Origin of the sequence: Labedaea rhizosphaerae (assembly GCF_004362825.1) — a bacterium.
Lineage (GTDB): Bacteria > Actinomycetota > Actinomycetes > Mycobacteriales > Pseudonocardiaceae > Labedaea > Labedaea rhizosphaerae.
In genome coordinates, this window is sequence record NZ_SNXZ01000010.1 from 161116 (window position 1) to 175360 (window position 14245).

A 14245-nucleotide genomic window follows, 5' to 3' on the forward strand; every position below is an offset into this window, starting at 1 on the left:
CGATCCACAGTTGTGTATTGAATCCACGCAAGTGTAGCCAAATTGAAGCAGGTGAGCCATGGCGGACATGCCGGGCTTCGTCGAACGGCTGGTGACGGCGACCAACGCCCATGACCTCGAAGCGCTGGTGGACTGCTTCGCCGAGGACTACGTCAACGAGACCCCCGCGCACCCGCCACGCGGGTTCCGCGGGCGCGAACAGGTGCGGCGCAACTGGTCGGCCATCTTCGCCGCGGTCCCCGACATCACCGTCCGGGTGCTCGCGTGCGCGGTGGGCGACGAGGCGGTGTGGACGGAGTGGGAGATGAGCGGCACCCGCCGTGACGGCGGCCCGCACCTGATGCGGGGCGTCATCGTGTTCGTCGTTCGCGACGGCCGGGCCGTGACCGCACGCTTCTACCTCGAACCGGTCGAGACGAGCAGCGGCGACGTCGACGACGCCGTGCGCGGTGCCACCAGCGCGAGACCGGCGTGATCCTCGTGGCCGGTGGGACCGGCAGGTTGGGCCGTGAGCTGGTCGGCCGGCTCGCCGGCGCCGGGCACACGGTGCGGGTGCTCACCCGGAACGCGAACCATGCCGACGGGCTGCCGGTCGAGGTTTGCGTGGGCGACGTCGGCGACCCGGCCGCCGTCGGCGCCGCGGTGCAGGGTTGCTCGACGGTGATCTCCGCGGTGCACGGCTTCACCGGCGGCCGGGGCAGCGGTCCCGACGCCGTCGACCGGCTTGGCAACCATCACCTCATCAGGGCCGCCGTCGAGGCCGGGGTGGAGCACTTCGTGCTGGTGTCCGTCCACGACGCCCGCCCGGACCACCCGATGTCGTTGCACCGCGCGAAGTTCGCCGCCGAGCAGGACTTGCGGCCGAGCGGTCTGGCGTGGACCATCCTGCGGCCGGCTGCCTACCTCGAAACCTGGCTGGAGGTGCTCGGCGGCAAGCCGGGCAGCGGCGGCCCGGCCCTGGTGTTCGGCCGCGGCACCAACCCGATCAACTTCGTCTCCGTGCGTGACGTGTCCACTGTGGTCGATCGGGTGGTCCACGAACCAACGCACGGGGAGGTGATCGACGTCGGCGGGCCGCAGGACTTGACCATGGTCGAGTTCACCCGATTGCTTGGCGCGCACAAGATCCGTCGAATCCCGCGAACCGCGCTGCGGGTGCTGTCGGTGGCCGCGCGCCCGGTCGCCCCGTCGTTCGCCCGGCAAGCCGCGGCCGCCGTCGTCATGGACACCGCGGACATGACGTGTGACGCGACCACCACGCGGGCGCGGTTCCCCGACGTGGAATGGCACCGGCTCGCCGACCTCGTCGCCGGTCCCTGATCATCACCGCAACAACTAGCCGGAATCCTCAGCCTGCCACCGGTCCCTGAACTGCGCCAGCACGTCTTCGTAGGCTTGCCGGTCGAAGACGATGGGACCGACGCCGGTCAGGATGTCGCCGGGATCGAAGGGCTCGTAGTCGTTCTGATACCCGAAGTCGCGCCACACCACGGTGTCCTCGGTGCGCTCGATCACGGCGGTCACGCCGCCGCACCCGAGGTCCCCGCATTCCGGGCAGACGTAGAGCGGCACGCGACCGTCGTCCAGCGGCGACGGAAGCTCGCCGATCAACGGCCCGTAATCTGCCGCGGGAAACCCGATCGGCCAGTTCAGCACGAGAACCGGCACACAGTCGACAAGGGTAGGGGCGTCTTCAAGGACGGCGGCGAGTCGGTCCCTGAGGGACTCGCCGTCGACAATGAAGTCCAGGTATTCGCGCCTCGACCGGCCAACGGTGCCTTCGTCTACGTCCCCGCGGACCTGCTCCACCAACGTCAACGAGTTCACCACGCCGGCCAGCTTGCCCTACGCACCCAGCAAACCCACGAACCGGTCCGCGTCACGAAGTAGGCCGGTTGCCGGCCTCCTTCACGACGTCCCCCTCTTGCTCGAGGGCGACCGCGCCGTACCGCGGCCTGCCCGACGGCCGGTAGGTGTGCACGGCCACGCCACGGCTCGTGGTCTTGGTGTCGACGAGTTCGAGCGCGGTCGGGGTGGTGCCTTCGGCGAAGAGTCGTCGGCCGTTGCCCAGGACGACCGGGTGGATCAGCAGCCGGTACTCGTCGATGAGCTCCCGCTCCATCAGGGTCTGGACGAGGCTCCCGCTTCCGTGGACCTGGAGTTCGTTGCCGGGCTGGTCCTTCAGGTGTGCGACGGCGTCGAAAACGTCGTCCTGGAGCAACGTGGAGTTGTTCCAGTCCACTCGCGCCAAGCTGGTCGAGACGACGTATTTCGGCTGCTCGTTCAGCCTGGTCGCGAGGATGTCGTTCGGATCGCTGATCTTCGCCCAATGCCCGACGAAGAGTTCGTAGGTCCGTCGCCCCATCAAGAAACCGTCAGCGGCCGCGATCCAGCCCGTGGTCAATTCCGCCATGTCGTCGTCGAAGTAGGGCACCTGCCAACCGCCCTGCTCGAAGCCGTCGTTCAGTTCCGGTTCGGGTTTCCCGTTGCTCTGGACGACCCCGTCGAGGGTCAGATGGGAGATGACGGTCAGTCGCATTAGACGTTCACCTCGTCGTCGATCTGCAGCACCGGATGGGGCAAAGCGGTGCTCGTGAGCGATCGGTCCAAAATACGTTGTGCGACCTCGCCGCCAGTGCCCTCGTCCTTCATTCTCCCGGCGGCCGGTTCCGCGTTAAACCACCTGCGCGTCGATCAGTTTTTGCCAGATTTCGTTCTGGTCCACCACTTCCACGCCAAGTTTTGCGGCCTTGGTGAGTTTGGCGTCGCCCACTCCGGCGCCGGTGATCAGGAAATCGGTGTTCGCCGAGACCGAGGAGGCGGCGGTGGCGCCGGCCTTTTCGCACAGGCGTTGGAAGACCGGACGCGGGACCTTTTCGCCGGTGCGGGGGTCGTTGATCGCGCCGGTGATCACCACGGTCTTGCCGGCCAGGGGTGCGCCGGCCGCCACGACCGGGGGGAGGTCCTCGTCGCGGACGTCGAGGGAGACGCCGGCGGCGCGCAGCCGTTCGAGTTCGGGGCGCAGCCGGGTGAGGTGTTCGATCAACGACGCCGCCACCTTGGGGCCGATGTCCTCCACGGCGACCAGGCCTTCGACGCCGGCTTCGGCGACCTCCTCCAGCGAACGGAAACCACCGCGGCACAGCCTTGCCGCGGTGCCGTCGGAGGCCAGGGGGATGGCCAGGCCGATCAGGGCCCGGCGCAGGCCCACCTGGCGGCTGGCGTCGATCGACTCGATCATGCGGGTGGCCGAGACCTCGCCGATGCGGTCGAACTCCAGCAGCTTCTCCTTGGTCAGGTGGTAGAAGTCCGACGGCTGCTGCAGGATGCCGACCTCGGCCAGCCGCTCGATCCACACGCCACCGATGGCGTCGATGTCCGCCGCCGCCCGCGAGGCCCAGTGGATCAACCGCCGCACGGTCTGGGCCGGGCAGGACACGTTGGTGCAGAACAGTTCCCGGCTGTTGCCTTGCTCGATCAACGCCTGACCGCACGACGGGCACACGCTCGGCGGCACGATCTCCTGCTCCTGGCCGGTGCGCTTCGACGCGTCCAGCACGCCCGCCACGAACGGGATCACGTCCCCGGCGCGGCGCACCAGCACCGTGTCGCCGATCTTGATGTCGCGGGCGCGGATCACCTCTTGGTTGGCCAGCGTCGCCCGGGTGACCGTGGTGCCGCCGACGAACACCGGCTCCAGCCAGGCCACCGGCGCGATCTTGCCGGTCTTGCCGACGTCCCAGACCACGTCGGCCAGCACGGTGGTCTTCTCCTCGGCGGCGAACTTGAACGCGATCGCACCGCGCGGGGAGCTCGACCGGGTGCCCGCGGCGGCGAACGCGTCGCGGTCGGCCAGCCGCAGCACCGCGCCGTCCAGGTCGTAGTCGAGGTCGCCGCGCTGCTGCTCGATCTCCGTGATCGCCTGCTGCGCCGCTTCCGCGTCGGCGCAGTGGCGCATGTCGGCGGCGGTGAAGCCGAGGGTGTGCAGTGCGCGGTCCAGTTCGGTGTCCGCGCTGTCGGTGTCGGTGGCGAGGTCGAAGGCGAAGAACCGCAGGCGCCGCCCGGCGACGGTCGCCGGGTCCTTGGCCCGCAACGTGCCGGCGGCGGCGTTGCGCGGGTTGATCAACGGCTTGTCCGGGTGCGCCGTGTTGTAGGCGGCGAAGGTGGAGCGCAGCATGACCGCCTCGCCCCGTACCTCGGCCCGCCCGTCGGCTGTCAGCCGTTCGGGGATCCCGTCGGCCATGGCCCGCACCATCGCGGTCACGTCCTCGCCGGTGGTCCCGTCGCCGCGCGTGACGGCCCGCACCAGCCGGCCGTGCTCGTAGATCAAGGCGAGCGAGAGACCGTCCAGCTTCGGCATCACCACCACCGACTGGCCGGGGAACCGGTCGAAGAACGCCGCGACCTGCTCGGGCTTGGTCGCCTTCTCCAGCGACAGCATCGGACGCGAGTGCCGCACCGGCGCGTGCAGCACCGCGGGCCCGCCGACCTGCTCCAGCGGATTCGGCACCGGCGCGAGCTCCGGGTTCGCCTCGATCAGCCCACGGAGCTCGTCCTCGACCGCGTCGTACTCGGCGTCAGCGACGAGTGGCGTGCCCTGGTAGTAGGCGGCCCGCAGCTCCACGAGGCGGGCGGCGAGCTGCGGAATTCGGTCCCGTGCGTTCACGAACCCGGACGTTACCGGCAGCCACCGACACAGGTGCCGCTATCGCTTCAGCCCGACTGTGGGTCGCGGTCGTCGTGCGGATCGCCGCTGGACGTGCCCTGTTCCCCGCGGATGGTCTCGCGTTCGGCCTGCGGGGTGTCGCCGTGGACGTCCTCGCGGTCGTCCCGGTCGTCCGGCTCCGGGTCGCGTGCCTTGCCTTCGGTCATGCCGGGTGGCTACCCCGGATCGTGGCGGTGAAATCTTGTTCCGCCTCGACCTGGCGGTTCCACTCGCGCTTGCTCGCCTGCCAGCCGTCCTCGTCGTGCCCGAGCCGCCAGTAGCCGGAAATCGAGACCTGCTCGCGCGGGATGCCCCGCTCGACCAGCAGATGCCGCCGGAGCTCCTTGACGAAACCGGCCTCGCCGTGGACGAAGGCCTGGAGGACGCCGGGCGGGAAGTCCAGCTGGGTCACGGCGGGCACGAGGGCCGAGCCGACGACGGCGTCGCCGCGGTGCAGCCAGGTGATCGACGCGTCGCCGGGTGCGTCGAGCTTCTGCTCCTCGTCGGGGCCGCTGACCTCGATCAGGACCTGGGCTCGGGCGCTCGCGGGCAGCTGCTCCAGCGTGGCGGCGATGGCCGGCAGGGCGCTCTCGTCCCCGGCCAGCAGGTGCCAGTCGACGGCCGGATCGGGGGCGTAGGCGCCGCCCGGACCGAGGAACGCGATGCGCTCACCCGGCGTCACCCGCGCCGCCCACGGCCCGGCCAGTCCCCGGTCGCCGTGTTCGACCACGTCGATGGTCAGCTCGCGGTTGCCGGCATCCCAGCGGCGCACGGTGTAGGTGCGCCGGCTCGGCCGCTGGTCGGGGGCGTCGTCGAGCGGGAACAGCAGCTTGACGTACTGGTCGGTGTACGGGCCGGCGGTGAACTCCGCCAGGCCGGGACCGCCCAGCACGACCCGGATCAGGTGCGGGGTGACCCGTTCGGCCCGCAGCACCTGCCCGACGGTGGGAGTGCGGTCCTGACGCCCTGGTCGCTCGGTCATGTACAGCCCTTCGTCGCGTAACTAAAGCCAGCCTAACCTAAGGGACATAGAAGTCCGGTCCGCCGGCCGACCGCGAACGGGGGAGCGACCCCATACTCGCTTGCCAGGCAAGCATGATCGCTTCTCGGTGACAGGGGCCGAAATTGGGTAACACGCGACTGTCCAGGATTCTGGTGCTGCTCCCGTTGGCATTGGTGGCCGCCGGCCTCCCGGCGGGATCCGCCTCGGCCGCCGGTGCCGCCTGCGCGGACACCATGGTGTTCGAGGTCGGCGGCACCACCGACCCGACCGCGGCCGGGTACAATCACGCGAACGAGACACTCCCGCAAGGCTTTGCGGCCACGCGGATCCACTACCCGGCGCAACTGCGCCCGCTGCCGGAGGCGGGGACGACCCACGAGGCGGAATACACCCTCGACGAGTCCGCTGCGATCGGAGAGGCCAACCTCCGGACCGCGGTGACCGAGTTCCACGCCTCCTGCCCGGGTTCGCACCTGCTGCTCACCGGGATCTCCCAGGGCGCCCTCGTCGCGGGCAACGTGCTCGGCGAACTCGCGCACCAGGACAAGATCCCGCACGACCAGATCGACGGTGTGCTCTACGCCGACCCGCGGCGCAAGCCGGCCCACGGGTTCGCCGGCGGGCTGATGACCAACCTGCCGACGTTCCTCGACGGGCTCACCATGCAAGGCCCGCGTGGGTTCGGTGACCTCGCGGTGCACCAGATCTGCTACCAGAACGACGGCGTGTGCAAGTCGGACAACCCGATCACCAACCTGCCGGCCTTCGCCAACGGGATCGTGGGCTGGATCGAGGGCGCGCACGGGAAGTACGTGCTCGACCCGGTCCACGATCGCGGTTCGGGCGACACCGTGATCGCGCAGGCCCCGGCCGTGCCGTACGGGCCGTCGTTGCCGATCCCGGCGCCGACGCTGTACACGTTGCTCGACGGCAAGCTGCCCACCGCGGCGATCAGCAAGGTCGTGCAGGGCATCGCGAGCCTGGTCTACGCGTTGCTGAACGCGGGTCAGCGGGCGGAGTTCACGACCTTCGTCAACGGTGCCGGGCTCCCGGTCCAGGCTGGGGCGCGGGACAAGAACTGGGCTCCGCGCGTCAAAACCCTCGTGCACAACGTCCAGGTCACCGTTCGGCAGTCCCGGACCGGGCGCTGATCGACGATCACCCTTCCCGTCGCGGCGACCTCTTCGCCAGTGCCGTCTCGACCAGGACGTCGAGGAGGTCGCCGTAGGGCAGGCCCGCGGCCTGCCACATCCGGGGGTACTGGGAGACGCTGGTGAAGCCGGGGAAGGTGTTGACCTCGTTGACGACCCGGGTGCCGTCGGGGCGCAGGAAGAAGTCGACGCGCAGCAGGCCCGAGCAGCCCAGTTCGCGGAACAGGTGCAGCGCGTCCTGGCCGATGGCCTGCGTGCTCGCCGGGTCCAGCTTGGCCGGCACGTCGAACAGGGTGGTGGAGTCGGTGTACTTGGCCTCGTAGTCGAAGAACGTGTGCTCGGTGGACGGCAGGATCTCCATCGGCGGGCTGACTTCCACGGCGCCGTCCGGGCGTTCGAGCACGCCGATGTCGATCTCGCGGCCGGGGACCGCCGCCTCCACCAGCACCTTCTCGTCGCTCTTGCGCGCCCGGTCGAGGGCTTGCGGCAGCTCCGCCCAGTCCTCCACTTTGGACACGCCGATGCTCGAGCCCTCACGGGCGGGCTTGACGAACACGGGCAGGCCCAGCCGGTCGCGGTCGGCCGGGGCGAGGTCGTCCTGGCCCCGGCGCAGCACGACACCGTCGGCCACCGCGAGGCCCGCCCCGGCGGCGATCTTCTTCGTGTACTCCTTGTCCACGCTCAGCGCGCTGGCGGCGATCCCGTTGCCCACGTACGGGATCTCGAACCCCTCCAGCATCGCCTGGACGGCGCCGTCCTCCCCGCACAGACCGTGCAACGCCGGGAACACCACGTCACACGACATCAGCTCCACCGCTGTGGCGAGGATGCTGGCGGCGGGCGTGGTGCCGCGCGTCTCGGGGAAGCCGTTCTGTTGCCACGACAGGACTTCCTCGGTGCTCGTCAGGTCGGGCATGGCCGCGACGCTGGCCCACACGCCGTCTCGGCCGATCCGGACGGGCAGCACGTCGTAGCGGTCCCGGTCGAGGCTCACCAGCATGCTCGCGGCCGACTGGCACGACACCTCGTGCTCGCCGCTGCGCCCGCCGAACAGCACGGCGAGGCGGATCTTCGGCTCAGACACGCAATGACTCCTCGTATTCGTCGGACTGGTGGGTGTGCGCGTGGACGTGGTGACGGGCCACCCGCGGGCCGATCCCGGTGATGACCTCGTGGGGGACGGTGTTCGCCCACGACGCCCAGTCGGCCACCGTCGGTTCGCCGTCGTCGCCGGGGCCGAACACGATGACCTCGTCGCCGACCCGGGGGTTGTCGTCGCCGGCGTCGACGACGAACTGGTCCATCGCGATCCGGCCGGCCACCGGGTAGCGCCGGCCGCCGATCGAGACCTCGGCGTGCCGCGCCGCGGCCCACGGCACGCCGTCCGCGTAACCCAGGGGCACCAACGCGAGCGTGGTGTCGCGGTCGGTGACGTAGTCGTGGTCGTAGGAGACGCCGCTGCCGGCCGGGACGCGCTTGACCAGGATCAGCCGGGCCCGCAAGGTCATCGCGCCGCGCAACCCGAAGGCGTGCCGCGGATCCGGCTCCACGCCGTAGAGCCCGATGCCCGGGCGGACCAGTTCGTAGTGGGTCCGCGGTGCGCCCAGCGCCGCCGCGGAGTTCGCCAGGTGGCGCAACTCCGGTCGCAGCCCGGCGTCCTGCGCGATCTCCACCGCGTCGTCGAAGAGCTGGACCTGCAGCCGGGTCGCGGCCGGATCGGTGGCGCTGACCAGGTGCGACCAGACCGCCCGCACCCGCACGTGCCTGGTGGTCTCCAGGTCGCGGGCCAGGCGCACCAGCTTGCGCCACTCCTCGGGGCGCGCGCCGCCCCGGTGCAACCCGGTGTCCGCCTTCAGGTGCACCTCGGCGGTGATACCTTGCCGCGCCGCGCTCACGGCGACCGCGCGCAAGTGCTCGCGTGAGGACACCGAAAGGTCCACAGTGGACCGCAGAGCGGCGCCGTAATCCTCCAGCGGGCTGTGCAGCCAGCTCAGGATCGGGGCGGTGATGCCGCCCGCCCGCAGGTGCAGGGCCTCGGCGCACGTCGTGACGCCCAGCCAGCTCGCGCCCGCGGCGAGCGCGGCCCGCGCCACCGGCACTGCCCCGTGACCGAAGCCGTCGGCCTTGACCACGGCCATGACCGCCGCGTTCGTGGCCGCGGCGAAGAGCGCCGTGTTGTGCGCGATCGCGTCCAGGTGCACGTCTGCCCGGGCGTGCGGTGACGCGATGACCATGCGACCACCGTGGCCGGGCGAGTTCCGCGCACCGTCATCGATGTGTCACGGCTGCGCTACAACGTGCCCGGACGAGCAACCAGCCCCCGACGTGTGACCGGCGTTGACACGGCAGCGGGCCGGGCTCCACGATTCGGTCACGCACAAGGCATCAGGAGGCAGCGTGGCCCCGGTTGGCTCGGCACACCGGATCGGCAGCGGTCCGCACGCGGTGATCGCGTTGCACGGGTGGTTCGGTTCCGGGGCGGCGTGGGCGCCGCTGTGGCCGCACCTGGACCAGTCCGCCTTCTCCTACGTGTTCCCCGACTACCGCGGTTACGGCGCGCGCAAGGCCGAGCCCGGCGAGCACTCCCTCGCCGAGGCCGCCGCTGACGCCATCCGGCTGGCCGACGAGCTGGGGTTCGACCGGTTCTCGGTGCTGGGCCACTCGATGGGCGGCAGCGTGATGCAGCGGGTGCTCGCCGACGCGCCGCACCGCGTGCGCAGCCTCGTCGGCGTGTCCCCGGTGCCCGCCACCGGCGTGCCCTTCGACGACGAGGGCTGGGGCCTGTTCGCCGGCGCGGCGGCCGAGCCCGGCAACCGGCGCGCGATCATCGACCTCACAACCGGCAACCGGCTGACCGGCGTCTGGCTGGACGCCATGGTGCGGCACTCATTGGAGAACTCCGACCAGCAGGCCTTCGGCGAATACCTGACCGCGTGGGCGAAGACCGACTTCCACACGGAGATCGCCGGCAACGAGGTGCCGGTCAAGGTGATCGTCGGCGCGCACGACCCCGCGCTGGGGGAGCAGACGATGCGCGCCACGTTCGTCGAGCACTACCCGAACCTCGACCTGGAAGTGTTCGCGGACGCGGGCCACTACGCCATGGACGAGACCCCGGTCGCGCTCGCCACGTCGATCGAGCGGTTCCTCGCGCAGCACTAGGGTCGAATACGGGCGGTCCCGAACCTTCGTGGTCCAGCCGATGTCCGGTGTTTTCCGGGTCAGCCGGTGTGATACGGGCTGGTGTAGAAGTACGTCGTTTTCGTGACCAGAAGTCCCTGTTCGGAAATCGTGAAGATCTCGGCGAAGCCGATGTCGGTGCCGGGCCGGGCGAGGTGTCGTCCCGTCACCGTCACGTGCCGGTCGGTCGCGAACAGGTGGTGCGGTATTTGTACGCCACCCGCGGTCGCGGCCCGCTCGATCGCCGCTCGTCCGACGATGGAGCCGGTGCCCGGCGCGCGGAGCACGGCGTTCCCCTCGAACAACGACGCGTAGCCATCCGCGTCACCCACCTGGAGCAAGTGGTAGCTCAGCCGCACCTGGTCCAGACCAGCCGCGGCGCGCCCGGCGGCCGGGTCCCGGGAACCGTAACCACCAGCGCTCATTCGCGGTTTCCTCCCCTGCCGGTGTTTGCCAGCAGCCTCACACGCAGCCTTTACTCTTTGTTATCGCTCGACTATCAGCCACCATGGGCCCGCGCGTTTGTCCTCTGTTTGGCGGTTTTCGTCCGCCGATTTCGCCGTGAAGATCAATGTGGACCGTTTTCGTCGCGGAATTTCAGGAGGAGCGCCTTGTCAGCCGGTGCGCGGGTGTCATGACCGGGGCGAGCGTGCCCGCGGAGCCTGCCTACCGCCTGCTCGGCCCGCTCGAGGTCGCCGCGGGACCCGCCGGGCCCCGGGTCGTGCCGCCGGGCCGTCAGCAGACCGTGCTCGCCACCTTGTTGCTGGCCGCGAACCGCGTCGTCGGCATCGACCAGCTCATCGACGCGATCTGGTACGACAACCCGCCGGTCACCGCGCGCACCCAGGTGCAGATCTGCGTGTCCGGCCTGCGCACCACCCTGGCCGGGCTAGGCCCGGACGGTGGCCCGGCCATCGTCACCCAGTCGCCGGGATACCTGCTGCGCCTGGCCGAGGGCCAGCTCGACGTCGCCGTGTTCACGGCGCTGGTCGACGAGGCCGACACCCTGAGCGCGGCCGGTGAGCTCGACGCCGCCGCGCTCGCCCTGCAGCGGGCCCTCGCGCTCTGGCGCGGGCCCGCGCTCAGCGGCACGACCAGCCGGACCCTGCAGACCAGGGCCAGCCAGCTCGACGAGAAGCGGCTGAACGCGATCGAGGCGCACGTGGACCTGCAACTGCGCCGGGGCCGGCACCACCAGGTGATCACCGAGGTCGGCGCCCTGGTCGACCAGCACCCGCTGCGCGAACGGCTGCGCGGTCAGCTGATGCTCGCGCTCTACCGCTCCGGGCGGCAGGCCGAGGCGCTGGAGGTCTACCGGTCGGGCCGAGAGCTGCTGATCGACCAGCTCGGCCTCGAACCGGGCGACGAGCTGCGGGCCTTGGAGTCGGCGATCCTCGCCGGGGACTCGCGGCTGCACCTGGGCACCGAGTCCGCGCAGAGCCCGCCGCGGCTGCCCGAACCCGAGATCGGTCCCTACCAGCTGCCGGGTGACATCGGCGACTTCACCGGGCACGCCGACCTGCTCGACCGGGCCGAGCGGATGCTCTCCGCGCAGGCGCGCCCGGACCAGCGCGCGGTGCGCGTCCTCGTGCTGGTCGGCAAGCCGGGCGCGGGCAAGAGCGTGTTCGCGGTGCACCTCGCGCACCGCCTGCGCGAGGCGCACTTCCCGGACGGCCAGCTCTACGCCGACCTCGGCGGCACCCGCACCGAGCCGGTGACCCCGGCCGACGTGCTGGGCCGGTTCCTGCGTGCCCTGGGCATCCCCGGCTCGGCGCTGCCGGACGGCGTGGACGAGCGCGCCGAGATGTTCCGCAGCCTGCTCGCCCACAAGAAGGTCCTCGTCGTGCTCGACGACGCCCAGTCGGAGAACCACCTGCGCCTGCTCATGCCCGGCAGCCCGACCTGCGCGGTCTTGGTCACCAGCCGGGCCCGGCTGACCGGGCTCCCGGGCGCCCAGGTCTCGGACGTGGACGTCCTCGCGCCGGAGGAGTCGCTGTCGCTGCTGACCAAGGTGGTCGGCGCCGAACGGGTCGACGCCGAGCCCGCGGCCGCGCAGGCGCTGGTGCGTCTCGTCGGTGGTCTGCCGCTGGCGCTGCGCATCGTCGCCGCCCGGCTCGCCGCCCGCCCGCGGTGGTCGCTGGCGTGGATGCTCGAGCGGCTGGCCGACGAGCGCCGCCGCCTCGACGAGCTCGCGCACGGCGAGATGATGGTGCGGGCGAGCCTCGCGCTGTCCTACGACGGCCTGCCGCCCGACGCCCGCAAGCTGCTGGCGTTGTTGTCGGGGCCGGCCGAGGGCAGCTTCCCGATCTGGGTCGCCGCGGCGGTGCTGGACGCCGACCCGTTCGACGCGGCCGACCTGCTGGAGCTGCTGGTCGACGTGCAACTGCTGGAGATCGTCGCCATCGACCTCGACGGCAGCCCGCGCTACAAGTTCCACGACATCATCCGCCTCTACGCCCGCGAACAGGCCGAGCGCAACGAACCGGAGGCCGAGCGGCGCGCGGCGCTGGAGCGGGTCGGCGCGGGCTGGCTCGCCCTCGCCGAGGAGGCGCACCGGCGCATCTACGGCGGCGATTACACGGTGCTGCACGGCAACGGCGCCCGCCGCAAGCCGGCACAGTCCTATGTGGACCAGGTGCTGGCCGACCCCGGCGGCTGGCTGGACGCCGAGCGGGCCAACCTGCGCGACGCCGTCGGGCAGCTCGCCGATGCGGGCATGCACGAACAGGCGTGGGACCTCGCCGTCTCGTTGGTCGCGCTGTACGAAACCCGTTGCTACTTCGAGGATTGGGAGCTCACCCACCGCCGGGCGCTGGCCGCGGCGCAGGCCGCGGGCAACCGGCGGGGTGCGGCCGCCCTGGTCTGCTCGCTGGGTTCGCTGCACCTGTCGCGGTCGCGGCCCGGCGCCGCCGAACTGGTCGAGTCGGCCCTGACGGTGTTCACCGAGCTCGGCGACCGGGAAGGCCAGGCGCTGGCCGGGCGCAACCTCGCGCTGCTCGACCTCGCGGCCGGCGCCGGCGCGGCCGCCATGGACCGGCTTCGGCAGGCGGGTGAGGACTTCCGGGCCGCCCGGGACCCGATCGGCCAGGCCCATGTGCTCGCCCTGCAGGCCCAGCTGGCCTGGGACGGGGGAGCCGAGGAGCAGGCCCTCGCGCAACTGCGGGAAGCCCTCGCCATGTGCCAGGGCATCGGCGCGCGGCGCGTCGAGGTGCAGGTGCGCTACCGGCTGAGCTGGATGATGGGCAAGCGCGGCGAGATCGAGCAGGCCAGGGACCTGCTGACCGGGCTGCTCGATGTCGTGCGCGAGACCGGGGATCTGGAGGGGGAGGCCAGGATCCTGCACCGGCTCGGTTCGATGAACGCCCGGCTCGGCGCGGGCGGGACGGCGATCCGCTTGCTCCGCAAGGCGGTTCTCGTCCGGGAGCTGATGCTCGACGGAGACGGTGCGGCGCAGGTGCGCGCCGAGTTGGAAGCGGTGGCCGAGCGCTTCGGCCTGACGGTCGACGACGGGGAACTGCCCGAGGTGCCGCGCCCGGGCCGGTCCGGCCCGGGGACACCGTTGCCCTCGCGGAGGAGTCCGTGAGGCCGGTGGGTCAGGAACCGGTGCCGCAGGCGCAACCGTCCGGGCCCCACGGGGTGTCGGCGGGCTGCACCGGCACGGACTGGATTGCTACGGACTGGGCCGCGACGTGGGTGGCCGAGGGGACCTGCGTGGCGGCGACCGCGGTGGCGGCGCCGGCCAGGGGCAGGGCGATCAGAGCCGCTGCGATGGTGGTGCGAACGGCGGTGACGACGGTCATCTAGGGTGCTCCAGCTCTTCGATTCCAGGAGATCGCGTTCGATCTGGAAGCGACGCTAGGAACCGCCGATATCGCGCCGCTATCCCGGGCTAATCCCGTCGCCGCCGCCGCGCGATAACACAACCCCCTCAATCCTCCCTCAAGCCCCTGACCAGCCCTTCCGTCCCCACTGTGGTGTGTCCCACACTCCCGCAAGGTGTGTCCCCCATTCCCGCGGGGTGTGTCCCCCGTTCCCGCAGGGTGTGTCCCCCGCTCGCGTGGGCTGAGTCCCACACTTGCGTGGGCTGAGTCCCACGTTGTGTTCAGGGTCTTGTGGGGTGGGTTCGGTTTGACACGGGGACCCCCACGACGGCCCTCGCGGGCGCTAAAACGGGCAGGAGGTGAGGCGCCCGCACCGCGCGAGTTT

The 14245-nt window shown here is 71.1% G+C and carries 14 protein-coding genes; 5 read left to right on the plus strand and 9 right to left on the minus strand.

Going from position 1 to position 14245, the window contains the following annotated elements:
- The first annotated feature begins 58 nt into the window (after window positions 1-58).
- Both EV186_RS36670 and EV186_RS36675 read left to right on the plus strand, forming a co-directional pair.
- On the plus strand, window positions 59-475 hold the full coding sequence (locus EV186_RS36670) for a nuclear transport factor 2 family protein (protein WP_208115978.1): 417 nt from the start codon (window positions 59-61) through the stop codon (window positions 473-475).
- Between the two features lie 5 nt (window positions 476-480).
- Window positions 481-1320, plus strand: a complete 840-nt coding sequence (locus EV186_RS36675) for an SDR family oxidoreductase (RefSeq protein ID WP_166659507.1) — start codon at window positions 481-483, stop codon at window positions 1318-1320.
- A gap of 15 nt (window positions 1321-1335) precedes the next feature.
- Here EV186_RS36675 and EV186_RS36680 read toward each other — a convergent pair whose 3' ends face one another.
- The 5 genes from EV186_RS36680 to EV186_RS36695 form a co-directional block, all read right to left on the minus strand.
- Window positions 1336-1830, minus strand: a complete 495-nt coding sequence (locus tag EV186_RS36680; protein ID WP_133854131.1) for a hypothetical protein — start codon at window positions 1828-1830, stop codon at window positions 1336-1338.
- 49 nt (window positions 1831-1879) lie between these two features.
- Entirely contained in the window at window positions 1880-2539 is a 660-nt protein-coding gene (locus tag EV186_RS36685; RefSeq protein WP_133854132.1) for a dihydrofolate reductase family protein, read from the minus strand.
- A gap of 135 nt (window positions 2540-2674) precedes the next feature.
- Window positions 2675-4666: an NAD-dependent DNA ligase LigA gene (ligA, locus tag EV186_RS36690; protein ID WP_133854133.1), complete on the minus strand. Its 1992-nt coding sequence runs from the start codon at window positions 4664-4666 to the stop codon at window positions 2675-2677.
- A gap of 47 nt (window positions 4667-4713) precedes the next feature.
- The gene (locus tag EV186_RS39280; protein ID WP_166659508.1) at window positions 4714-4872 is read right to left on the minus strand and encodes a hypothetical protein; all 159 of its coding nucleotides are present in this window, start codon (window positions 4870-4872) and stop codon (window positions 4714-4716) included.
- Complete coding sequence (locus EV186_RS36695) at window positions 4869-5687, minus strand: siderophore-interacting protein (protein ID WP_133854134.1); 819 nt, start codon at window positions 5685-5687, stop codon at window positions 4869-4871. Before EV186_RS36695 ends, EV186_RS39280 begins: the two co-directional genes overlap by 4 nt.
- Window positions 5688-5860: 173 nt before the next feature.
- Here EV186_RS36695 and EV186_RS36700 point away from each other — a divergent pair, with 173 nt between their 5' ends.
- Complete coding sequence (locus tag EV186_RS36700) at window positions 5861-6859, plus strand: PE-PPE domain-containing protein (RefSeq protein WP_133854135.1); 999 nt, start codon at window positions 5861-5863, stop codon at window positions 6857-6859.
- Between the two features lie 7 nt (window positions 6860-6866).
- On the opposite strand, the gene EV186_RS36705 is transcribed toward EV186_RS36700, so the two are convergent.
- Complete coding sequence (locus EV186_RS36705) at window positions 6867-7943, minus strand: D-alanine--D-alanine ligase family protein (protein ID WP_133854136.1); 1077 nt, start codon at window positions 7941-7943, stop codon at window positions 6867-6869.
- Window positions 7936-9093 (minus strand): alanine racemase, encoded by a 1158-nt coding sequence (alr, locus tag EV186_RS36710; protein ID WP_133854137.1) that lies wholly within the window; start codon window positions 9091-9093, stop codon window positions 7936-7938. Before alr ends, EV186_RS36705 begins: the two co-directional genes overlap by 8 nt.
- A 163-nt stretch (window positions 9094-9256) precedes the next feature.
- Between alr and EV186_RS36715 the strand changes: the two genes are divergently transcribed.
- Window positions 9257-10021, plus strand: a complete 765-nt coding sequence (locus EV186_RS36715) for an alpha/beta fold hydrolase (RefSeq protein ID WP_208115979.1) — start codon at window positions 9257-9259, stop codon at window positions 10019-10021.
- A 59-nt stretch (window positions 10022-10080) separates the two neighbouring features.
- Here EV186_RS36715 and EV186_RS36720 read toward each other — a convergent pair whose 3' ends face one another.
- Window positions 10081-10464, minus strand: coding sequence for a nuclear transport factor 2-like protein (locus EV186_RS36720; RefSeq protein ID WP_133854138.1), 384 nt, complete (start codon window positions 10462-10464; stop codon window positions 10081-10083).
- 209 nt (window positions 10465-10673) lie between these two features.
- Between EV186_RS36720 and EV186_RS36725 the strand changes: the two genes are divergently transcribed.
- Window positions 10674-13622 carry an AfsR/SARP family transcriptional regulator gene (locus tag EV186_RS36725; protein WP_133854139.1) on the plus strand — a complete coding sequence of 983 codons (2949 nt, stop codon included), beginning with the start codon at window positions 10674-10676 and terminating at the stop codon, window positions 13620-13622.
- Between the two features lie 10 nt (window positions 13623-13632).
- Here EV186_RS36725 and EV186_RS36730 read toward each other — a convergent pair whose 3' ends face one another.
- On the minus strand, window positions 13633-13839 hold the full coding sequence (locus EV186_RS36730; RefSeq protein WP_133854140.1) for a hypothetical protein: 207 nt from the start codon (window positions 13837-13839) through the stop codon (window positions 13633-13635).
- Between the last annotated feature and the right edge of the window lie 406 nt (window positions 13840-14245).

What these genes read in the sequence shown, in the direction of transcription:
- EV186_RS36670 (WP_208115978.1), top strand. Translation starts at nt 59, where the DNA reads ATGGCGGACATGCCGGGCTTCGTCGAACGGCTGGTGACGGCGACCAAC.
- EV186_RS36685 (WP_133854132.1), bottom strand. Translation starts at nt 2,539, where the DNA reads ATGCGACTGACCGTCATCTCCCATCTGACCCTCGACGGGGTCGTCCAG.
- EV186_RS39280 (WP_166659508.1), bottom strand. Translation starts at nt 4,872, where the DNA reads ATGACCGAAGGCAAGGCACGCGACCCGGAGCCGGACGACCGGGACGAC.
- EV186_RS36695 (WP_133854134.1), bottom strand. Translation starts at nt 5,687, where the DNA reads ATGACCGAGCGACCAGGGCGTCAGGACCGCACTCCCACCGTCGGGCAG.
- alr (WP_133854137.1), bottom strand. Translation starts at nt 9,093, where the DNA reads ATGGTCATCGCGTCACCGCACGCCCGGGCAGACGTGCACCTGGACGCG.
- EV186_RS36720 (WP_133854138.1), bottom strand. Translation starts at nt 10,464, where the DNA reads ATGAGCGCTGGTGGTTACGGTTCCCGGGACCCGGCCGCCGGGCGCGCC.
- EV186_RS36725 (WP_133854139.1), top strand. Translation starts at nt 10,674, where the DNA reads ATGACCGGGGCGAGCGTGCCCGCGGAGCCTGCCTACCGCCTGCTCGGC.
- EV186_RS36730 (WP_133854140.1), bottom strand. Translation starts at nt 13,839, where the DNA reads ATGACCGTCGTCACCGCCGTTCGCACCACCATCGCAGCGGCTCTGATC.